General features: G+C 71.1%; 18 protein-coding genes. 15 read left to right on the top strand and 3 right to left on the bottom strand.

From position 1 onward, the window contains the following. Positions 1-84: 84 nt before the first annotated feature. The 5 genes from ACQPW6_RS17655 (at position 85) to ACQPW6_RS17635 (ending at position 12,228) form a co-directional block, all read left to right on the top strand. Positions 85-669 (top strand): TerD family protein, encoded by a 585-nt coding sequence (locus tag ACQPW6_RS17655; protein ID WP_433890592.1) that lies wholly within the window; start codon positions 85-87, stop codon positions 667-669. A 710-nt stretch (positions 670-1,379) separates the two neighbouring features. After that, positions 1,380-7,994 carry a glycoside hydrolase domain-containing protein gene (locus ACQPW6_RS17650; RefSeq protein WP_433890591.1) on the top strand — a complete coding sequence of 2,205 codons (6,615 nt, stop codon included), beginning with the start codon at positions 1,380-1,382 and terminating at the stop codon, positions 7,992-7,994. Positions 7,995-8,134: 140 nt separating this feature from the next. Then, entirely contained in the window at positions 8,135-8,809 is a 675-nt protein-coding gene (locus ACQPW6_RS17645; RefSeq protein WP_433890590.1) for a carboxymuconolactone decarboxylase family protein, read from the top strand. A 338-nt stretch (positions 8,810-9,147) separates the two neighbouring features. After that, positions 9,148-11,112 (top strand): ricin-type beta-trefoil lectin domain protein, encoded by a 1,965-nt coding sequence (locus tag ACQPW6_RS17640; protein WP_433890589.1) that lies wholly within the window; start codon positions 9,148-9,150, stop codon positions 11,110-11,112. 81 nt (positions 11,113-11,193) lie between these two features. Next, entirely contained in the window at positions 11,194-12,228 is a 1,035-nt protein-coding gene (locus ACQPW6_RS17635; RefSeq protein WP_433890588.1) for a mannonate dehydratase, read from the top strand. 112 nt (positions 12,229-12,340) lie between these two features. Here the strand turns inward: ACQPW6_RS17635 and ACQPW6_RS17630 are convergent, their stop codons facing one another. After that, complete coding sequence (locus ACQPW6_RS17630) at positions 12,341-13,225, bottom strand: alpha/beta fold hydrolase (RefSeq protein ID WP_433890587.1); 885 nt, start codon at positions 13,223-13,225, stop codon at positions 12,341-12,343. Positions 13,226-13,325: 100 nt separating this feature from the next. Here ACQPW6_RS17630 and ACQPW6_RS17625 point away from each other — a divergent pair, with 100 nt between their 5' ends. From ACQPW6_RS17625 to ACQPW6_RS17610, 4 genes are all read left to right on the top strand, one after another. Beyond that, positions 13,326-13,808, top strand: coding sequence for a MarR family winged helix-turn-helix transcriptional regulator (locus tag ACQPW6_RS17625; RefSeq protein ID WP_433890586.1), 483 nt, complete (start codon positions 13,326-13,328; stop codon positions 13,806-13,808). Between the two features lie 376 nt (positions 13,809-14,184). Continuing rightward, on the top strand, positions 14,185-14,481 hold the full coding sequence (locus tag ACQPW6_RS17620; RefSeq protein ID WP_433890585.1) for a hypothetical protein: 297 nt from the start codon (positions 14,185-14,187) through the stop codon (positions 14,479-14,481). 132 nt (positions 14,482-14,613) lie between these two features. Then, the gene (locus tag ACQPW6_RS17615; RefSeq protein WP_433890584.1) at positions 14,614-15,135 is read left to right on the top strand and encodes an ArsR/SmtB family transcription factor; all 522 of its coding nucleotides are present in this window, start codon (positions 14,614-14,616) and stop codon (positions 15,133-15,135) included. An 88-nt stretch (positions 15,136-15,223) separates the two neighbouring features. Continuing rightward, positions 15,224-16,102 carry a M23 family metallopeptidase gene (locus tag ACQPW6_RS17610; protein WP_433890583.1) on the top strand — a complete coding sequence of 293 codons (879 nt, stop codon included), beginning with the start codon at positions 15,224-15,226 and terminating at the stop codon, positions 16,100-16,102. 108 nt (positions 16,103-16,210) lie between these two features. On the opposite strand, the gene ACQPW6_RS17605 is transcribed toward ACQPW6_RS17610, so the two are convergent. Together ACQPW6_RS17605 and ACQPW6_RS17600 are read right to left on the bottom strand one after the other, a co-directional pair. Further along, positions 16,211-16,333 (bottom strand): hypothetical protein, encoded by a 123-nt coding sequence (locus ACQPW6_RS17605; RefSeq protein WP_433890582.1) that lies wholly within the window; start codon positions 16,331-16,333, stop codon positions 16,211-16,213. A gap of 56 nt (positions 16,334-16,389) precedes the next feature. Next, a complete protein-coding gene (locus ACQPW6_RS17600; protein WP_433890581.1) occupies positions 16,390-16,908 on the bottom strand; it encodes a hypothetical protein in 519 nt (172 codons plus the stop codon). A gap of 289 nt (positions 16,909-17,197) precedes the next feature. On the opposite strand from ACQPW6_RS17600, the gene ACQPW6_RS17595 reads away from it, so the two are divergent. From ACQPW6_RS17595 to ACQPW6_RS17570, 6 genes are all read left to right on the top strand, one after another. Next, complete coding sequence (locus ACQPW6_RS17595) at positions 17,198-17,953, top strand: Crp/Fnr family transcriptional regulator (protein ID WP_433890580.1); 756 nt, start codon at positions 17,198-17,200, stop codon at positions 17,951-17,953. 107 nt (positions 17,954-18,060) lie between these two features. Further along, complete coding sequence (locus ACQPW6_RS17590; protein ID WP_433894571.1) at positions 18,061-18,861, top strand: hypothetical protein; 801 nt, start codon at positions 18,061-18,063, stop codon at positions 18,859-18,861. Further along, the gene (locus tag ACQPW6_RS17585) at positions 18,858-19,154 is read left to right on the top strand and encodes a hypothetical protein (protein WP_433890579.1); all 297 of its coding nucleotides are present in this window, start codon (positions 18,858-18,860) and stop codon (positions 19,152-19,154) included. Before ACQPW6_RS17590 ends, ACQPW6_RS17585 begins: the two co-directional genes overlap by 4 nt. Beyond that, positions 19,145-19,888, top strand: coding sequence for a hypothetical protein (locus tag ACQPW6_RS17580; RefSeq protein WP_433890578.1), 744 nt, complete (start codon positions 19,145-19,147; stop codon positions 19,886-19,888). The genes ACQPW6_RS17585 and ACQPW6_RS17580 overlap by 10 nt, the downstream gene beginning before the upstream one ends. Further along, positions 19,885-20,193 (top strand): helix-turn-helix domain-containing protein, encoded by a 309-nt coding sequence (locus tag ACQPW6_RS17575; protein WP_433890577.1) that lies wholly within the window; start codon positions 19,885-19,887, stop codon positions 20,191-20,193. The genes ACQPW6_RS17580 and ACQPW6_RS17575 overlap by 4 nt, the downstream gene beginning before the upstream one ends. Then, on the top strand, positions 20,190-21,305 hold the full coding sequence (locus ACQPW6_RS17570) for a hypothetical protein (RefSeq protein ID WP_433890576.1): 1,116 nt from the start codon (positions 20,190-20,192) through the stop codon (positions 21,303-21,305). The genes ACQPW6_RS17575 and ACQPW6_RS17570 overlap by 4 nt, the downstream gene beginning before the upstream one ends. Positions 21,306-21,427 lie beyond the last annotated feature (122 nt).

Here is a 21,427-nt window from a genome sequence, read left to right as displayed (position 1 = left end):
GACGCCGGACCTGGTGGCGGGCACGATACGGGGCACCAGGCACACTTCACGTGTCGCTGTCCCAACCAAACAGAAGGACCACGCATGATCACGCTCAAGAAGGACGATGAGCCGGCGGACCTCGGCGGGGTGACCCATCTGTCCATCGGGGTGTCCTGGGACCCCACCGCCGGGAGCAGCGGCGGGATCATGGGCAAGATCCGGCAGAAGTCCGGCACCGACCTCGACCTGATCGCGATAGCGATGCAGGGCGCCGACCCGGTGCGGCTGGCCGGGCTGGACTCCCTGGACCCGTTCGGCAATGGCTCGTTGGTGCACAGCGGCGACAACCAGACCGGGCGCGGCGACGGCGACGACGAGACGGTGACCGTCGTCCTCGACCGGGTGCCGCCGATCATTACCTCGATCGTGTTCATCGCCGCCGCGTACAAGAAGCGCAGCGCCTTCCAGAACGCGCGGAACGTCAGCTTCAAGGTGTACGACGCGACCGGCGGCACGACCGAACAGGTCGCCGACATCTGGCCGAGCCTGCTCAGCAACGACAACGGCTGCGCGGTGGCCAAGGTGACGAGGAGCGCGGAGGGCTGGAAGCTTCAGGTGATCAACGAGACGGGCAAGATCAAGCAGGGGGACGAGCAAGCGCTTATGCGCTTCGCGACGAGCAAGTAGCCGCGCCGCAGCGCGCCGGCGGGCGGGCCGACTGCCCAGCCCCTTGCGGTGGTTGCCGGGCCTCGGGCCGGTGGTGGTCCCCCAACCTTCGGCCGGGGGTGCCCCCAGGGCGCAGTTCCCCGCGCCCCTGGGGGTATCCGGGGCAGCCGCCGCTGCGTCCGCCACGCCTCTTGGGGTTGCCGGGGTCCGGCCCGGTTCCGTCGCGCTGCGCCCGCCCGGCGCACGAGGGCTCCCGGCCAGGTATGCGCCCCGTCAGGGGCGCGGGGAACTGCGCGCTCAGCCGGAGCGCGCCCGCAGGCGGGCCGTCCGCCCAGCCCCTTGCGGTGGTTGCCGGGCCCCCGGGCCGGTGGTGGTCCCCCAACCTTCGGCCGGGGGTGCCCCCAGGGCGCAGTTCCCCGCGCCCCTCGGGGTAGCCGGGGCCCTTGCCCCGGACACCCGCACCCCCCGGGGGTAGCCGGGGCGCCGACACCGCGGCCCCGCCCCCCGGGCACCCGGCGCGCGAGCCACGGGATTGATCGCGTCACCCCCGCGGAGCCCCCGCCCGTTCGCCCCCCGGAAACCTTCCCCGTGTCTGATAGTGGACGTCCGCGACCCCCGCGGGGATACTCCCCCCTGTCCACTGCCGTCTTCACTCTGCACGCTCCAGTGTTGGGCTGACAACGATGTCTGCCGGGTTGTGCGTGCGTACCGCGACGCCCCCGAGAGGCCTCATGTCCAGCAGAACCCGTACTCCCCTGCTCCGTGCCGTCCTTCGCAGACCCGCGCGCGGCACGGTCGCCGTGCTGCTCAGCGGGGCGCTCGGCCTCGCCGCGCTCGCGGGGGCCGGTGTCGCCGGCGCGGCGCCCACCCCGCCCGCGTCCGCCGGCACCTCCGCCGGCAAAGGCACCAGCACGGACTACACCAAGCTCGTCGACCCCTTCGTGTCGACCGCCGGCGACGACGGGAACGACCTGCCGGGCGCCGAGGCCCCGCACAGTCTGGCCAAGGTCAATCCGATGACCACGCCGAACCGCAACCACTCGGGGTACGACTACAACGAGGACCACATCGCCGGGTTCACCGCGACCGACCTCGACGGCGTCGGCGGGTCGGGCGGCGGCGGGGACCTGCTGGTCGTCCCGACCTCCGTGCGGTACGACAAGCGGCCCGCGCCCAGTACGTACGCGCACCCGTACAGCCATGACGACGAGAGCGCGACGCCCGGCTCGTACCGGGTGGGGCTCGGCGCGCTGTCCGGGACCGGCTCGGCGGTGACGCAGGGCCCCGGCACCATCGGCGCCGAGATGACCGCGACGACGCGCACCGCCCTGGAGCGGTACACCTTCCCCGCGGGCTCCGACCCCGAGCTGGTCTTCGACCTCGCGAACAACTACACCAGCCGCACCCGCGCGACCATGAACGCGACGAAGCTCGCGGACGGCACCACCTCGATCACCGGGCTGATCGCGGGTTCGTTCAACGGCGCCTCGTACCAGCTGTATTACGACGCCACCACCAACGTTCCCGTGACCTCGCTGCGGAGTTGGGGCAACGACGGCACGCTGAGCGACGCGACGCAGCAGGACGGTACGGACACCGGCGCCGTCCTCGGGTTCGACCCGTCCGCGGGCAAGGACGTCGAACTGCGCATCACGCTCTCGCCGATCAGTGCCGAACAGGCCGCGACCGACCAGCACAACGAGCTGGGCGGCCGCACCTTCGACCAGACACGCGAGCGGACGAAAGCGGACTGGAACAGCACGCTCGGCGCCGTCGCCGTGCACGCGTCCGCGACGTCCGACCCGGGGTCGACGCTCACCAAGGAGTTCTACACCCACCTGTACCGGATGTACGGCCTGCCGGTGAACGCGACCAGCACCAGCGGGACGTACCGCGGCGCCGACGGGGCGGTGCACACCGCCAACGGCTTCACGTACTACGACGGTTGGTCGACCTGGGACGACTTCCGCAAGTACTCGGTCGAGGCGTACATCGACCCGGCGACGTACCGGGACATGGTGCAGTCGCTGATCGAGCTGTTCGCCGACGTGCACGGCTCGGGCAAGTCCATCAGCAGCCTCACGCACTCGGTGCCGACGGTGCGCTGGGAGCGCTCGGCGGTGGTGATCGCCGACGCGCTGTCGAAGGGCTACAAGAACTTCGACCGGCTGGACGAGGCGTACCCGGCGCTGATGTCGTACGCCGGGTACTACACCGGCGCGCAGCTGCGGCAGGGGTACGTCTCGGGCGACCCCGGTACGACCGTCCAACGGGGCTACGACCAGTGGGCGTTGTCCGTCATCGCGGGCGCGCTCGGCAAGGACGCGGACGCGGCCAAGCTGCGCACGCAGTCCACGATGGCGATCGACAACCTGGTCAAGTCCGGTGCGTGGACCGCCTCCGACGGCACCCAGGTCGGCCTACTCACCCCGCGCGCGTCGGGCGGTGACTGGCAGAGCACGGACTACGCGAAGTTCGAGGCGGCCGGCCTCTACCAGGGCACCCTGTGGCAGTACAACTGGTACGACGCCTACGACATGGGCGGCCTCATCAACGCCATGGGCGGCGACAAGGCCGGAAAGGCCGCCGTGGAGCACATGTTCGGCGAGGACTCCGCGGCCGCCGACGGCTCGACCATGCTGCACTCCAACGCGAACGAGATCGACCTCCAGGCCCCGTACCTCTTCAACTACGTCGGTGAGCCCAGCCTGACGCAGAAGTGGGTGCGCTCGATCTACACCGGCACCACCTGGAACCGGTACATCGCGACCGGCTCCACCAACGAAGCCCCCAGCTCCGGCGGCGAGTTCACCCCGCCGGTCGACACGCAGGTCTACAAGCTCGCGCCGGACGGCTTCCTGCCGACGATGGACAACGACGCCGGCACGATGTCAACGATGTTCGTCGCGGCGGCCCTCGGCCTGTTCCCGGTGACGGCCGGTTCCAGCCAGTTCCAGATCGGCAGCCCGTTCTTCGACTCCACGACGATCACCTACCCCAACGGCTCGCAGTTCAAGGTCCAGGCGGACGGCGTCTCGGCGAGCAACTACTACGTGCAGAACGCGACCCTGAACGGCTCGCGGTTCGACAACACCTGGCTGGACTACTCGCAGATCATCGCCGGCGGCACCCTGGACTTCACGATGGGCGCCAAGCCCTCGCAGTGGGGCGCCCACACCAAGCCCGCGTACTCGCTGGACACCGACACGGGGAACGGCGGCGGCGGGACGAACGGCCACGGCACCGTCGTCTCGGCCCGCCCGGACACGATCGCCACCACCGCGGACGGCACGATCGGCGGAAAGCACGGCGGCAGCGTCCAACTCGCCCTGTCAGGACCGGCGTCCTTCGCCGCCCGCAGCGGAACGAGCCTCACCAGGACCGGCGCCGCCACCGTGACCGGCCTGCCGCACGGCGTCACGGCGGACCTCCGGGTCAGCGGCTCGCGCACCGCCACCCTGACGCTCACCGGCAGCACCACGACCGACGTGCGCTTCGGCATCACCTTCACCGACGCGGCCTTCGCCCACGCGCGGGCCTCGACGGTCAGCGGCGCCGGGGTGTCGGCCACCGACCCGCTGGTCGTCTCCGCCGCCGCCGTGCACCGCGCGGAGTTGGCCGCGCTCGTCGGCCAGGCGTCCCTGGTGCGCGCCGCCAACTACTCCGACGCGTCCTGGAACACCTTCCAGGCCGCGCTGGAGCGCGCCCGGACCGTCCTCGCCGACACCGCCTCCGGCACCGGCACCCTGATGGCCGCGACGGACGCGCTGCGTTCGGCCATCGACGCGCTCGCCATCGACGAGGGCGGCTACGCCGTACTCCAGGCCGAGAGCCCCGACCAGAAGGAGGGCCCAAGCCTCACCAGTGAGGCGTACTACTCCGACGGCGACCTCGGCGGCGTGACCGACGGCGCCTGGGAGCAGTACGGCAAGCTGGACTTCGGCGGGGTCGCCCCGCACAGCGTCTCCGTCCGCTACGCCAACTCCCAGCCGGCGAACGCGACACCGAGCAGCGTCGACATCCACGCGGGCGGTGCCGACGGCCCGCTGGTCGGCACCGTCACGCTGCCGGGCACCGGCGGCTGGCAGTACTACAGCACGGTGCAGGCCACCATCACGGAGCCCGACCTGCTGCTGAACGCGGGGAGTGCGACGTTCGTCTTCCACGCCCCGGCCGGCCAGCAGTGGGTGTCCAACTTCGACTGGTACCAGTTCTCGCCGGACCAGACGTCGTCCCCCACGACCACGCTGGCCACGCTGACGGCGGGCGGTGCCACCACGACCGGCGGCGGCACGCTGCCGCTCAACCTCTCAGGCGGCATCTTCGAGAACACCACCAACGGCGCCTGGGCGCAGTGGAAGGACACCGACCTGCGGGACGGCGCCGACACCGTCACCGTCAGCTACGACAAGCCGCAGTCGCGGGCGGCCTCGGACTCGCACATCGAGCTGCACCTCGGCGCGAAGGACGGCGCCAAGAGCGTCACCATCCCGCTGGCCTCCACCGGTTCGGGCTGGGGAACGATCGGCACCGCGACCGCGCACCTCGATCCGAGCGTGTTCAACGGCGTCCAGGACGTCTACGCCGACTTCGTCTCCAGCACGCAGACCGACGCCCAGCCGTACGTGGCCAACGTCTACTCGCTGACCCTGACGCAGGACGCCGGTGCGCCGACCGCGTTCGACGCCACCGCGTTCACCGCCAACAGCGGCAACGGGCTCAAGAGCGAGCCGGTCGGCTGGAGCGGCTCGGGTTCGAGCACCGACCTCGGCGGCACGTACGACGGGGCCTGGCTGGACTACGGCACCGTCGACTTCGGCAGCGCCACGAAGGACACCGCCTCGATCACGTACGTCAACAACTCCGCGCGCTGCGGCACTGGTTCGGCCGTCCAGCTCTACCTGGACTCGTTCGACGCCTCCGCCCCCGGCACGCCGTATGCGACGATCCCGCTGCCGGTGACGGGAGCGGCGTGGTCCTCGGGAGGGACGGCACGCCTGACGCTGCCGAAGGCGGTCACCGGCCGGCACGACGTCCACCTGCGGCTGGTGACCACCCCGGACTCCTCGCACCCGTACGTCGCGAACCTGGGCCGGATCACCTTCGACCACGTCAGCACGCCCGCCACCACCGACAAGTCCGCGCTGAAGAAGGCGATCTCGCAGTACCAGGGGCTCGCCGACGACGCGAAGCGGTACGACGCCGTCGACTTCGCGGTGTTCACCCGTGAACTCACCGCCGCCCGGGCCCTGGTGGCCGCCGACGGCACCACCCAGCTGGAGGCCGACAACCAGACCCGCAGCCTCACCCTCGCCGCCGACCAGCTGATCCCGCTGCCCAGGCTGCGACTTGAGAACCTGGTCACGACCGCCTCGGCGCTCGATGACGCGCGCTACACGGACCCGACGTGGAAGGCGTTCACCACGGCGCTGGCGGCGGCCAAGACGGCGGTCGCGGACAGCGCGGCCACCGACGACGTCCTCACCGCGCGCTACACCGCCCTCGACCACGCCATGTCGGCGCTCACCGCGAAGCCCAAGACGGCGCCTGCCGCGCCCGGCGCGGTGTCGACCACGTCGTCCGGTACGAGCGTGACCGTCGCCTGGTCCGCGCCCGAGGACACCGGCGGCTCGCCGGTCACCGGCTACACCGTCACCCTCGACGGCGGGCACGGGGACGGCGGACACCAGGTCCGGGTGAACGATCCGGCCGCCCGCAGTACGGCGTTCACCCGGCTGGAGTCGGGCAGGTCCTACACCGCGCGCGTGCAGGCGGTGAACCGCTACGGCACCTCGCGCCCGAGCGCGGCCACCGCGCCGGTGCCGACCGGCGGCCACCAGCCGCAGCAGCCGGCCGTGACCGGCGCCGTCACCGACGGCAGCCAGGACGCGGCCGACCCGGCGTACACCGCCTCGCCCTTCCCCGACGAGACCCTGAAGGCGGACTACGACTCGGACAAGTGGCCTGCGACCGGGGACGGTTCTGACTACTTCAACGACCTGCTCAGCGGTTTCCGCGACCTCGGTCCCGGCACCCTCGCCCCCAACACCAAGGTTCCCGACGGCACTCCGCTCACCGCCGAGAACGACAAGACCGCGGTCGCGATCAACAACGCGGCGACACAGGCGCAGGTGGACCGCGCCGAGGTCGACGCAACCAGCAGCCCCACCGTCACGATGTCCGACGGCCTCGGGTCCCGGCTCGGCAAGATCTACCAGGACGCCCTGAACAGCGGGGCGTTGCCGAAGACGAACGCGCTGTTCGGCCGGGTCACGCAGGGCATCGACACGCACGCCGCCGCCAAGGACTACTACGGCTCGCTGCGCCCGTACGTACGGCTCGGGTTCGTCGGCGACGGCGGTGACATCTACGAGTCGCAGGACGGCTCGTACGGCGGCCTCGCCGGCGACGGCTCGTACCCCAGCGGCCACACCTACGGCGGTTACGAGGCCGGGACGATCCTCGCCACGCTGCTGCCGGAGCTGGCGCCGTCGATCCTGGCCCGCACGTCCGAGTACGGCAACAACCGGATCGTGCTCGGGTTCCACTACCCGCTGGACGTGATGGGCGGCCGGATCACCGGGCAGGCCACCGTGGCGCACCGGTGGGCCGACCCGGCGTTCGCGGACCTGCTGACGCAGGCCCACACCGAGATCGAGAACGTGCTGCTCGCGCAGTGCCAGAAGGAGGGGTACGGCGACACGCTCGCCGCCTGCGAGGGTGACTCGTACGACGGGCTGAGTACGACCCAGGACGTCAACCTGTACACCCAGCGGCTGAGTTACGGCTTCTCGCAGGTCGGCAAGGCAGGGCAGACGCTCCAGGCGCCGTCCGACGCGGCGGCGCTGCTGCTCACCGCGTTCCCCGGCCTGACCGCCGAGCAGCGCACGCAGGTGCTCCAGCAGACCGCGACGGACTCCGGCTACCCGCTGGACCTCACCGGGGACGGCGGGGCGAGCTGGGAGCGGATCAACCTGGCGGCGGCGATGACGGCGCAGGTGGTCGTGGGCGCCGACGGGTCGGTCACGGTGACGAACGTGCCGGACGCCACGAAGGCGAGCGTCGCCGACGCCTCCGCGATCACCGTCGGCGGCGTGCCGATCGACGGGTTCGACGCGGACGTGTCGACGTACGTCGTCAACTGGCCGAAGAACGGGCGGATTCCGCCGGTCGGCGCGGTGCCGGCCGAGCACGGGGCGCGGGTGCGGGTCACCGACGGCAGCCCGGTCCTCTCGTCCACCGGGTCCCGGATCAGCACCCGCACGATCAGGGTGACGTCGGCCAACGGGTCGGTCACGCGCACCTACACGGTCGGCTTCCAGGAGGCGGACCGCGGCCGACGGTAGCGCCCACGGGGCGAGTTGAGGATCTGGCCGGGCCCCCGGGTGAACCACCGCGTTCACCCGGGGGCCCGGCTGCGCGTTGTGTGTGGGCGGTTGTAGCGCTACGGTTGTAGTGTTGGAGTCGCCCACTCGAAGGAGTCGTCATGGCGCTGCCCGGCAGGTCCGCGGTCAAGGAACTCGACCCGGCGTTCGCGGAGATGGCCGCCGTCAGCTTCCGACTCGCGCAGTCGGGGCCGGAGTTGACCGCACGCGAGGCCGCGCTGGTGAACCTCGTCGCGGACGTGTGCGAGCAGACGCTCGGGATGCCGTTCGAACTGCACGTCCAGAGCGCCCTGGAGACCGGGCTCGACGCCGACGACCTGCGGGAGCTCATCCGGTTCGTCTCCTACGACAGCGGATACCCGGCGGCGCTGGCCGCGTTGGAGCGGCTGGCCGAGGTCGAGCGGACGCACGGCCTGCCCGGTCCGGCCGGCCCGGTGCCCGAAGTGGACGCGAGCGGCACCGGGAGCCAGATCCCCGCCGAGGTCCGCGCCCAGGCGAGCGCACTGGACCAGGGATTCGCCGACTACATGGACCTCCAGTCCCGGATCCGCGCCGGCATCTCCCGCTTCACCGGCCGCGAACGGGCCTTCGCCACCCTGACGGTGGACGTCCTCTACCAGACCCTCCAGGAGAGCTTCGAAGCGCACGTCGGCCGCGCGCTGACCGCCGGAGCGACCCCGGCGCAGATCCGCGCCGTCGTCCGCGCCACCGCCCCGTTCGGGATGGCCCGCACCTGGCGCGCCCTGATCGTCCTCGGCACCGTCCTCACCGACTGACGTCCGGACGCGGGGCGGCCGCGAGCCCGCGGTGACGGCGGTCCGCCGGGGGCAGCCTCACAGGCTCCGAGCGGTCGCTGCGCGAGTCCTTGACACGGTCGGTGCCCGCGTCGTACACCTCTCCCTGAGATCCCTGAGAGCGCTCTCCAAAGGTCTGTACCGCAGCTCCGCGGCCGCGTCACCCTGTTGGGAGACGAGGCCGACCTGCCCTGATCCACGCCGCCACCGGGAAGCCGTCACCGGAAAGCGCACTCGAAGGGACACCCCCACGCATGTTCTCCTTACCGCGCATCATCGGCCGCAGCCCACGCCATCGTGCAGGGCCGCGCGGGCGTTCGGTGGTCACCACGCTCGCACTGCTCGCGGCCGGTCTGACCGGCGCCGCGGCCACGACGCTGGCGGTCGCGCCGGCGGCCTCCGCCGCCACTGTGCCGCCCGCACCTCCCGGCTGGACCACCGTCTTCGGGGACGACTTCGCCGGCGCGGCCGGCTCCGCCCCCTCCTCGGCGAACTGGTTCTACGACATCGGATCGGGCTTCGGCACCGGTGAGATCGAGCACACCACCAACTCGACGAACAACGTCTACCTCGACGGCAACGGCCATCTGACGCTCAAGGCGATCAACAGCGGCGGGAGTTGGACCTCCGGCCGGATCGAGAGCACCCGCGGCGACTTCCAGGCACCGCCCGGCGGCAAGCTGGAGATGACCGCCTCGCTCCAGCAGCCCAACCCGGCGAACGGCCTCGGCTACTGGCCGGCCTTCTGGGCGCTCGGCTCGACGATGCGGACCGGCGGCGGCTGGCCGCAGTCCGGTGAGATCGACATGATGGAGGACGTCAACGCCCTCAACGAGGGCTCCCAGACGCTCCATGACGGCGCGGGCAGCAGCGGGCACGACCTGATCCCGTGTCCCGGGGCCGGTTCGAGCTGCCAGACCGGCTACCACACGTACTCGGTCATCGTGGACCGCACCAACACCAGTGCCGAGACACTGCAGTTCCTGATGGACGGCACGGTGGAGAGCACGATCACCGAGGCGTCGGTCGGCACCGCGGCCTGGCAACAGGCCATCGACCACGGCTTCTTCATCATCTTCGACCTCGCCATGGGCGGCAACTACCCGGACGGCATCCACGGTTCGCCGACCCCCACGTCGGCGACCACGTCCGGCGGCACGCTGAGCGTCGGCTACGTGGCGGTCTACGAGCAGGGCGGCAACTCCACGCCGACCGGCACCCCCACCTCGACCGGGACCGTCACCGGCCCCGGCGGCCTGTGCGCGGCCAACCAGAACAGCCTCAACACCGAGGGCAACCCGATCGGCCTGGCCGGCTGCAACGGCAGCGCGGGCCAGCAGTGGTCGCCGTACACCGACAACACCGTCCGGGTGCAGGGCGGTTGCCTGGACGTGACCAGCGCCGGCACCACCAGCGGCACCACCGTCCAGTGGTATCCGTGCAACGGCACCGGGGCGCAGAACTGGACCCACCAGGCCAACGGTGAACTCGTCAACAACAACTCCGGCCTGTGCCTGACCGATCCGGGCGGCAACACCGGGGCCCGGCTCGACATCGAGACCTGCACCGGCGCCGCCAGCCAGCTGTGGACACTGCCCAGCGGGGGATCGTCCCCGCACGTCACCGTCACCAACCCGGGCAACCAGAGCTCCACGACCGGCTCCGCGGTGAGCACCCAGATCCACGCCACGGACTCCACGGCCGGCCAGACCCTCACCTACAGCGCCACCGGCCTGCCCGCCGGGCTGTCGATCAACCCCAGCACCGGCCTGATCACCGGCACCCCGACGGCGGCCGGCACCTCGACCGTCAACGTCACCGCCAAGGACGGCGCCGGGACCACCGGAACGGCCACCTTCAGCTGGACCGTCACCACGGGCGGCGGCGGCACCTGCGGCACCGCCAACCTCGCGCTGAACAAGAGCGCGACGGCGTCCTCGGCGGAGAACATCGCCTTCCCCGCCCCCAACGCGGTGGACGGCAACAACGGCACCCGCTGGTCGTCCGGCTTCGCCGACCCGCAGTGGCTCCAGGTGGACCTCGGCGCGACGCACTCGATCTGCAAGGTCGTGCTGAACTGGGAGACCGCGTACGGCAAGGCGTTCCAGATCCAGACGTCCGCTGACGGCACGGCGTGGACGTCGATCTACTCCACCACCACCGGCACCGGCGGCAACCAGACCCTGAACGTCACAGGTTCCGGCCGCTACATCAGGATGTACGGCACCACCCGCTCGACCCAGTACGGCTACTCGCTCTGGGAGTTCCAGGTCTTCGGCCAGTAGCCGGGACCACGACCGAGGTGCGGGGGCGGCCTGTTCGGCGCCCCCGCACCCATCCAGGCAGATCACAGGAACGGGGCCGCCGTGACCGTGCGTCTCTCCCTCGGCCACATCGACGTCTACGACGGGCGCGTCGCGGCCTTCGCACACCAACTCGGCCTGACCGGCGTCCAGTTCCACACCCCGGACCTGCTTCCCGGCGAGGCCGGCCACTGGAGCCTGGACGAACTGCGGCGGCTGCGGGAGCGGTGCGACGCGGACGGCCTGCGGATCGACGGCCTGGAGAACGTCCCCACCGCGCACATGTGGCAGATCCACCGCGGCCTGCCCGGCCGGGACCGGCAGCTCGAGAACTACCGCAAGACCGTACGGAACATGGCCGCCGTCGGCATCGACGTGCTCGGCTACCACTTCATGCCGACGTACGTCTGGCGCACCGACATGGCGGCGCGGGGCCGGGGCGGCGCCCGGGTCACCGCGTTCGACCTCGACGCGGCGGACGCGGGCAACTCCCTCGCCGCCTACCGGCTCTCCCCGGTGGAACCGCTCGGCGAACCGCTCGACGCCGAGCGGATGTGGGCCAACCACCAGTATTTCCTGGACGCGGTGCTGCCGGTGGCCGAGGAGGTCGGCGTCCGGCTCGCGCTGCACCCGGACGACCCGCCGGTCGACACCCGACTCGGCGGCGCGGCGCGGATCTTCACCACCCCCGCCGCTCTGGTGCGCGCCCGCGAACAGGCCGGCCGCAGCCCCGCGTGGGGTCTCGACCTGTGCCTCGGGACGGTCTCCGAGATGGGCGGGCAGGCGGCGGTCGACGAGGTCATCGACACCTTCGGGCCGGCCGGCGCGATCGCGTACGTGCACTTCCGCGACGTGCAGGACACCGTGCCGTCCTTCCGCGAGTGCTTCCTCGGCGAGGGGAACCTCGATCCGGCGCGCGTCGTCCGCAAGTTGCACGAGGCCGGCTTCGACGGGTTCCTGATCGACGACCACGTCCCCGCGATGGAGGGCGACCTCGACACGTGGATGGACATCTCCTCGGCCGCGTACACCAGTCGGGGCCGGGCGCACGCGATCGGCTACCTCCAGGGGGTGCTGCGGGCGCTGGGCATCGGCTGAACGTCCTTATGGGTGGGGCCGGTTGGGCGCTTTTGGCCTCCTGTTTGCGCCAAGCCGGCTCTCGCGCCGGGCCCTTGGCTGCGCCGGGTCCTCGGTACCGCCGGGCTCTGGGTCACGTCGGGCTGTCGGTCTCCCGGTAGAAGGAGAGGAGCGCGTCCGCGAGCCGGTCGGGCGCCTCCATCGCCACGTAGTGGCCGACGCCGTCGATCGAGGCGGACCTCGTGTCCTTGGCGACCTGGCGCATCGTCGTCGGCGTGAACTCTCCGGACCTCGCTCCGACCGCGAGTACGGGGGTGGTGAGGGGCGGCGACGCGAGTTCCCTGATCTCCGCGCCCTCGCTGAGCATCGACCGGTAGAGGCCGGCCGCGCCCGCGAACGCGCCCTTCCGGGTGTAGGCGCGGGTGAGCTCGTCGATGTCCTGGTCGGTGAACGCGCCGGGGGTCGCGCAGAGGGAGGGCAGGGCGTACTCGGCGAGGAACGCCCGTTCCCGGCCGGCGAGCAGCATCTCGGGGATGCCGGGGGCGGTGAGGACGCCGATGTGCCACGCGCCGCCGTGGGTGACGTCCGCGAGCCGTTCGACGCCGAAGCCGGGCAGCCCGGTCTCGATCGCCGTGTAGCTCCGTACCAGGTCGGGGCGGGTGGCGGTGAGTCGGAACGTGGTCGGGCCGCTGACGTCCTGGCCGGTCAGATGGACCGGCCCGACGTCGAGCCGGGTGATCAGCTCGGCCAGGTCGCGGGCGGCGGTGGCGCTGTCGTGGTCCGGCCCGGCGGTGGCGGAGTCGCCGAAGCCGCGGAGGTCGGGCGCGAACACCCGGTGGTGCGCGCTGAGCAGCGGGATCAGCCGGTGGAAGACCCACCAGGTCTCCGGGAAGCCGTGGAAGAGCACGACCGGGGAGCCGCCCGTGCCGGCCGAGACGTAGTGCAACTGCGTTCCGTTGACGCTGACGTGGTGGTGTTCGACGCCCGGGATGGTGGCGCCGCGGGTCCTGGTGTCCATACGTTCCCTCCGCGTTCTGAGTCGACAACCTGGTTGTCAATCTACCGATAGACAACCAAGTTGTCGACCCGGGCGGAGGCGCGCTCGTATGATGGGCCCCATGGCACGGTCACCAGGTGCCGAGCTGGCCCTGCTGCTGCTCGGCGGCTTCCAGTCGATGCTGGACGAGGTGCACGCCGAGCTGGCGAACCGCGGCCACGAGGGCGTACGCGCGTCCCACGAGTTCGCCCTGCGCGCGATCGACGGGGGCGCGGACACCGCTACCGAGTTGGGACGCAGCCTGTCGGTGTCCAAGCAGGCGGCCGCCAAGGTGGTCGTCGCGCTCGAACGGCTCGGATACGTCGAACGTGAGGCCGATCCCGGGGACGCCCGTCTGAAGCGGCTGCGGGTCACGGCCCGCGGCCACGAGATGACCACGCTCGGGGCGGCGCTCTTCACCGAGGTCCGGGAGCGGTGGGCGGCGGAGATCGGGCCCGAGCAACTGGCCGCCCTCGAAGCGCACTTGGCGCAGGTGACCGGGAACCGGCGGGCGAGTACGAAGAACCTGGCGCGGCTGCACGAGGATCTGGGGGAGGGGGCCTGAGCGGGAGGTTCGACCCCCAGCCGGGCCGCTGCGCGGAGCTCTGCCCCTCGGCCGGGGCGTGCCTTTTGCCCGGCCGAGCCCTGGGCGACGGTCACCGCGCCCGAACCGCGTAGTTCAGGTGCGTCATCCGCCGCGTCGGATTGCGTGGGGGCGGTCACCGCCTGCCGCGGGGGGCCGGTGTCCTCGACTATCCGGCCGAGGTGGTCGAGGATCCGACCTCTGCCGCGATCGTGAGCGCTGAGCGCTCCCTGGCCGCCGAGTTCCCGGCCGACGCGCAGGCCCGCCAGGTCCTCGGCGCCATCGGTGCGGGCGAGCGGACCCACACGCTGATCGGCAGGGCGGCCGGCGGCCTGCCCGCCACCTCGCTGAACCGGTCGTGTCCGACGACACGGGGGTGGTCGGCGGGTATTGGACGCGTACCAACAACCCGGAGATCGACATCGTGGGCGCGGACCGCGGACCGGTCGCCAAGAGGATCACCGGGGTCGGTTCGGTCAAGTGGCTGGAGAACCGGCCGTTCGACTCCCACGACCTCACCGAGCTGATCATCCACCGTTCCCAGCTGCCAGGTGCCGACGAGTCGACGCCGCTGGTCGCGGTGACCAGAAGCGGCAGCGCGGTGGCCGGTGTCCGGACGATCGAACCCGAGGACCTCATCAGTGAGTGGCGGTGACACGGGCTCCGGCCCGCAGTCTCGGGCGTCATGGGCCTGGCGGGTGGTAGCCGGTGCACGGCTGCCTGCGCGGCTGCCTGCGCGGCCACGCTCCGTGCTTGCAATAATTACGTAACTACGTATATTGGCAGGATGGAGCTGGAGGAACGGGTGAGCGCGCTGGAGCGCAGGCTCGCCGAGCTGGAGGGCCGGGGGCCGCGCGACACGCCTGCCGCCGGCGCGGTGAGCGGCGGCGACTTCTGGGCGCTGGAACACCTGAAGGCGGAGCTGGACGAGGCGGGCGTCACCGCCGGCGCCGTGCTCTTCACCGGCGCGGTCCAGCTGTCACCGCAGGAACGGTACGAGTGGCAGGCCACCACGCCCGCCGACGCGCTGCTCGCCGAGGACGAACCGGCCGACTCGGCCACGGCGGACGCCCTCGCGGCCCTCGGCCATCCGCTGCGCCTGCAGCTCCTGCGCGGAGTCCTCGGCGGCATCCACACCGTCGCCGAGCTGGCGGAGCTGCCGGAGGTCGGCACCACCGGCCAGATCTACCACCACCTGCGGCAGTTGGCCGGCGCGGGCTGGCTGCACACGACGGGACGCGGCAAGTACGGGGTGCCGGCGGCCCGAGTCGTGCCCCTGCTCGTGGTGTTGTCCGCCGCGCGGCGGTGACGACGCGGTGGCCGTACGGGGACGTGGGCCGGCAGCCGCCCCCCGTACACGATGCGGAAGTCCCGAACCAGGAGGGGTGTGACACGTGATGTCGATACGCAAGCTCAACAGGGCCGCAAGCAGGGTGTGTTGGTGGGTCTTCCTGGGCCTGGTGGTCGCCGGCCTCTTCGTCACCCCGCCCTTCGCTCAATGGTGGGTCTACGTTCCCGCGCTGGCGGCGACCGCCTGCACCGTCATCGGCGGACGGTTGACCGCCCGCGACATCCAGGCGGTACGGCGGGCGCCGATCGAGGTGGCCGCCCCCGTCTCCGGGCGCTGGATCGCGTTGAACAGCCCGGCCACGCGGGTGCCGAGCCACGGCACGCACGCGTACGGGCAGTCCTACGCCATCGACCTCGTGGCGGAGCCCACGTGCGGCTCCCGCCCCGCCTTCGCGCGGGTGTGGCCGATCTCCCGGCGCGAGGAAGCCTTCCCGGGCTTCGGCGCACCGGTCCTCGCCGTGGCGGACGCGACGGTCGTCCGCGCCGCCGACGGCAGACGCGACCACCGCAGCCGCAACTCCCTGCTCGGCGTGCTCTACGTACTGGCCGTCGAAGGCCCCGCGCGCGACATGGCAGGCCCGGGACGGCTCCTCGGCAACCACGTGATCCTCGACCTGGGCAACGGAGCGTACGCGCTGTACGCACACCTGCGCCGAAGCTCGCTCACCGTACGCGAGGGCGACCGCGTCCGCGCCGGCCAGCCCCTCGCCCGCTGCGGCAACTCCGGCAACTCCACCGAGCCCCACGTCCACTTCCAGCTGATGACCCACCCGGACCCCGACGCGGCCACCGGCCTCCCCTTCCGCTACCAGAACGCCGAACTCCCCCCAAACGGAAGGGCGTTCCACGCCCCTCCGCCCACCCCCGCCCTCCACAAACCCACCCCCGCCGAACCGATCCCGACAGACCAGCCGGCCTGGCGATAGGGCGGATCTAGGACGAGTTCAGGACGCTTGAGGCTAGCTTCGCCTCACATCGGAGCGACTCCGGTGATCCACGGGGGTGGTCACCGGGGCAGGGGAACAAGCGGAAGGTCACGGGTTGCAGCCGGCGGGGGCGCGGGGGCAGATGTCGGCGTGGGCGGTGGGATCGCCGTCCTGGGCATCGCTGCTGGCCGGAACCACGGCGGTGGTCCTGCTCGTGGTCGGCTGCTCCATGGAGGCGCTGCACCCGCAGGCCGCCGTTGGCGTCGGTCGGTCGCGGGCGGTTGCCGCTACGCGGCAGGGCTGTCGTAGTCGTGGAGAAGGGGGGTGTGCCGCTCGGTGAGGGGGCCGACCCCCAGATCCTCGCGCATGAGCTTGCGCATCTTGGCAGCCGCCAGACCGCGTGCCTCCCAACGGGCTTGATCCTCCGGGCCGCTGACAGCAGCACCGTCGATGTAGCCGTCGCAGATGCGCCGCAGGCAGTGGAACACGCCGTTCGACGCCTTGACGACGGGTTCCGGAGCGATGAGCCACATCCGTTCGGACGCCAGGGCGATGCCCGACTCCCGAAACGCCTCGCGCAACGCGAACGCCCGCTCACGGTCGGAGGCATGCTCCCGCTCGGCCAGCGCCCGCAGCGTCTCACCGAGCACCTTCACGGCGCTCGTGTACTGCGTGTAGACGTCCAGCCGCAGCCGAAGAGCGTCCTTGTCATCCTCGCGCTTCCAGCGATTGCGATCCGCGATGAGCGTGGCGACGATGCCGATCGCAGCACCGGCCAGCGTGGAGAGCAGTGGCAACCAGTCCATGCGGGCCACCATGCGCCATCCGCCAACCTCCGCACCAGGGGCGGACGTTGTCCTGCCCGGTGAGGCACTGGCAGATCGAACTTGCACGGGCTGAATTGCCAGGCGGCGGGTGAAGAGCACGGACCATGGGCAATCCCGCCGCCGGGCGACGGCTCGGGCGCTCCACCTGCGCTGGCGCGCGCCCTGCGCGCGCACGCCACACCAGATGCTTCTCGCACGCCCTTTCTGCTCGAATCCGGGGCTAGTTCCCTGGCCGGGTAAGCACTCAGGTTTCGACTGCGAGGTGGGTATGGAGCGCGCGATGCAGGGGTCGGCAGGGCGCGGCACGGATCACATCGGTGGGCCGCGGCCGGCCCGATTCCTCAGCAGCCTGTCGGGGCCGGTCCGGGAGGAACTGCTGAGTATCGGTTCGCCGCAGAAGTATCCGCCGGGGGAGAAGATCCTGGTGGAAGGGGCACCGGGCGACTACCTGGTGCTTCTGAGGACCGGCTGCGTGAAAGTCACCGGCAGGCTCGGCAACGGGCACGACGCCCTGATCGGCATCCGGGTCGGCGGAGACGTGGTCGGGGAGATGGCCGTGATCGAGGGCGCGCCCAGGTCTGCCACGGTGACGGCGTGCGAAGACATCGACGCACACGTCGTCCAAGGCCGAGCGATGCGCAGCTTCCTCGACAAGTGGCCGGAGGCCGCTATTCAGATTGCGCGGCTCAGCAATCGCCGCGAGCGCACGGCGAATTCCTGGCGCATCGCCTTCAGCGCGTTCCCCGCCCGAGTGCGGCTGGCCCGGGCGCTCGTCGAACTGGCCGAGAACCACGGCCGTCTCGTCCGCACCTACGGCCGTCCCGCCCGCTCGTACACCCTTATCTGCGTGAACCTCACGCACATCGAACTCGCTGGGCTCATCGGAGCGAGGCAGGGCACGGTTCAGAAGACTCTGGCGACTTTCCGTGCCGAAGGGATCGTCGCGACCGCCAACCGCCGGATGGAGGTGTTCAAGTTGGACCGCCTCCGGGCGATCGGACTCCTGCCGGCGATCGGCCGCTGACAGGACCGAGGAATCCGCATTTTTGCGGCCTGCTCCGAGATTTGGGCTCACCGGCAGCACAGTTGGCGTCCAGCTCAGCCAATTGCCCAACCTCCATTGAGCAGGTGATGGTTCTCATGGCATCGCATTCGGCCGGCAGTCCCCCGGGCAAGCCCCGACCGGAAATCACCCGCCGCCTCTGCCTGGCGGCGGACATTGAGCAGTACAGCCGTTTCGACACCCCGCATCAGGAGGCCGTACAGGCCCAACTCGATCGGGTTCTGCGGGCGGCAGCCGAACGAAGTGGGCTGGACCACAGTGAGTGGTCCACCCAACCGCAGGGCGACCTGGAGTTCGCGGTCCTCCCGGCCGGCACTCCTGAGCAGCTGGTGTTGGGCGAGTACGTCACGCACCTGGCGGCCGAACTCGGCGGCTACAACGCCACCCGCCGGCCGGTCGGCCGGATGCGGCTTCGGCTGGCCATCGACGTCGGCGTGGCCGTTACGGCCGCTCTGGGCTTCTCCGGCCCCGCCCCGATCGCGGTGGCCCGTTACCTGGACGCACCTGAGGTGAAGCAGGCTCTGGCGGCCACCGGGTCGGCGAGCCTGGCCGTCGTGGTCTCCGATCGCCTCTACCAGGACGTGGTGCGCTCGCGGTTCCACGGACTTGACCCGGAGCAGTACCGCCGCATCCACGTGCGGCAGAAGGGGTTCGCCGGGTATGGCTGGCTCCGGTTGCCCGGTGCGCACCCGCAAGACGCGGCGGAGCCCTCGCCCGGTGCGTCGGAGGACGGTCCCCGGTCCCCGGCGCGAGCGGCGGAGCGGGAGCAGTCGAGCTTTGTGCAGCACGGCGTCCATGGCACCGCGATACAGGGTGTGATTCACGGATCCGTGGTCTACAGGGCGATACACGGCGAGGCAGGCCGATGAGCGGCGACGCGCCCCTCGGAAGCCGGATCCCGTATGAAGACATCCCGGGCGGCAACCGCCAGCAGGATATCCGGGGCCTGTCCGTCCAAGGCCGGACCGGCGACGTGTATTTCTACGGTGCCGCGTGCGGCCACCAGTCCTCCGCGAGCACCCGGCGGCGCGCGGCCGGCTTCTCACCGGTCCCGTACGAAACGCTGCGCGAGGAGTTGCACCGGATTATCCGGGCCTGCTCGCGCATCGTGGACGACCTGCGTGACGACACCGACGACTCGGGGGGGTCAGCATGGGGCTGATCCACTACAACCGGGTCTTCGACCTGCTGGAGCACCGCTTCCGGGCCGCCGAACTGCCTTTCGCGGTCACCACGGCCGATGGCCCGGCCCGAGTGTCCGCCCTGGCGGCCCGGCGGGTGCTGTACGGCAGGTCGGCGGATCTGCGGATCCGCCAGGAGATCTGGTGCGAGGCCGTTGCTGCGGCGCAGTGTGACACGGGCGCGGCCGGACACGACCGGCTACTGCTGCTCTGGCTGGCGCTGCCCGCGATGCGGCGCACTCTCTACCGCATAGCGGTCCGGTGGCCGATCGACCGACGGGAGCTCGAATCCGAGTCGCTTCTCGCCCTGTTGACAGCACTCGCAGACGTGCCTCCGCAGGCCCAGGAGGCCGGCCGCGCACTGCTTCGGCCCGCCATCAACCAGGTGTGGACGTTCGCCCAGGCCCGCAGGGAACGGCCGGTCGCGGATGTGGCGGCGCTGGCAGCCGCCCACCTCGCCGTGGAGGCGCCGGCGGAGTCTCCCGTCAGCGACTGGCAGGACGGTTGGGAGCTGTGCGTGTCGCCGCCTGCCAGGCCTGACGGCTTGTCCGCGACGGTGCGGTTCAGCGTCACACCAGAGCGCCTGGAGAGCTTCCGACTGGGCGAACTGGCAGGCCACTTGGGCCTCGGAGAGATCGTGCACCGGGCACGGCGCCCGAGCGAGGGCAGCCCGATCGGCACCCTGTCGCTGCGTCCGGTCGGAGGGCGGCGATGACCCCTCGCTCCGGCACCTGGCTCTCGTTCGGTGAAGCATTCGACCTGCCGCTGGCCGTCGATCTGCGCACTGCCGCCCGTGCGCTCGGGCTCTGCCCCGCCACCGCATACAAGCTCATCCACGAGAACGATTTCCCCTGCCCGGTCCTGCGCCTCGGATGGCAGTACCGGATCCCCACCGCCGACCTGCTTCGGGCGCTCGGCATCGACGAGCGCCCCGTCTACCCGCCTGAGCTGCGAGCCGGCGCCGAATTCGCGGAGCAGCGCGATCGTGCGACGGAATTCGAAACGGAGGACTACGCATGAGCATCATGGCCGTTACCGATCCGGCTCCCGAGGAGGTACCGATGACGACCTGCTTCGTCATCGCGCCCATCGGCAACGAGCACGCCCCGGACGGGAGCCCGGAACTCCAGGCGTTCGAGGAGAACCTGGAGATCTACGAGAAGGTGATCCTTCCTGCCTGCACCAGGCACCGAATCGTCCCGATCCGGGCTGACGGGATCGCCGACTCGGGCGAGATCACCGAGCAGATCTGCCGCCACGTGCTGCAGGATGACGTCGTGATCGCCGACCTCACCGGGGGCAACGGCAATGTCACATACGAGCTCGGGATCCGGCATCTGACCGGCAAGCCCGTGATCCACATCGGTGAGCACGGGCAGTTGCCGTTTGACCTCTCGCAGATCCGGACGATCATGTTCAAGCGCAGCCGGAGCGGGCTGGTCGCGGCGCGGCGGGATCTGGAGACCGCACTGGAGGGTGTCCTGCACAACGGCTTCGAGCCGCTGACCCCGGCCCGGATCCTGTTCGGGCTGCCTGCCGCGACGCCCTTGCCGGCCGTGGTCGAGCCGGAGCCGGAAGACCCGGAGACCCCCGGGCTGATCGACCGGTTCGCCCGGGTGGAGGAACAGACGGAGGCGATGGGCGAGACCACTGAGGCGATCGCCGGGTTTATGACGGTGATCTCCGAAGTCGCCCTGCAGATCGGTCCCGTGCTGGAGCGGGCCTCCCAACCTGGGTCGCCGATGAGCGCATGGCTGCCGGCGATGAACGAGCTGGCGAAGGCGATGGCCGAGCCGGCCTCCGGTCTCCGGGAAGCGTGCACCCGCTTCGCCGGGCAGATGGTGGAGATGGATGCGGCAGTCCAGACGACGTTCGACGTCATCGAGGCGATGCCACCGGAGCACCGCGAAGGATCGCCGACCGGCTTCCTGGAGCAGATGGTCAGCGTCGCCGAGTCCACCCATGAGGTGATCGGCATGCTCAGTGAGGTCGAGGCCGGCATGCGGTGGCTGGTGAAGATGAGCCGGGAGCTGAGGGCGCCCGGTCGAGACATCTCGGCCGCGGTCAAGCAGGTCAGTGGTGTGATGACCCGGGTCGCGGACTGGGAACACCGGGCCCGCGCGCTGATCTGACCGCCCGGCGGGTGGCCCCGGCGACGGTTGCCGTGGCCACCCGCCGATGGCATGGCGGAAAGGAGCGCGTGCCGTCGCCCGATCTTTGAGGAAACCGGTGCCCGCCGCATGGCTTGGAGGGA

The organism is Streptomyces sp. CA-111067, assembly GCF_050956065.1.
Classification (GTDB): Bacteria; Actinomycetota; Actinomycetes; order Streptomycetales; family Streptomycetaceae; genus Actinacidiphila.
The sequence above is the reverse complement of the archived record's forward strand: the minus strand, read 5'-3'. Positions and strand labels throughout refer to the sequence as shown.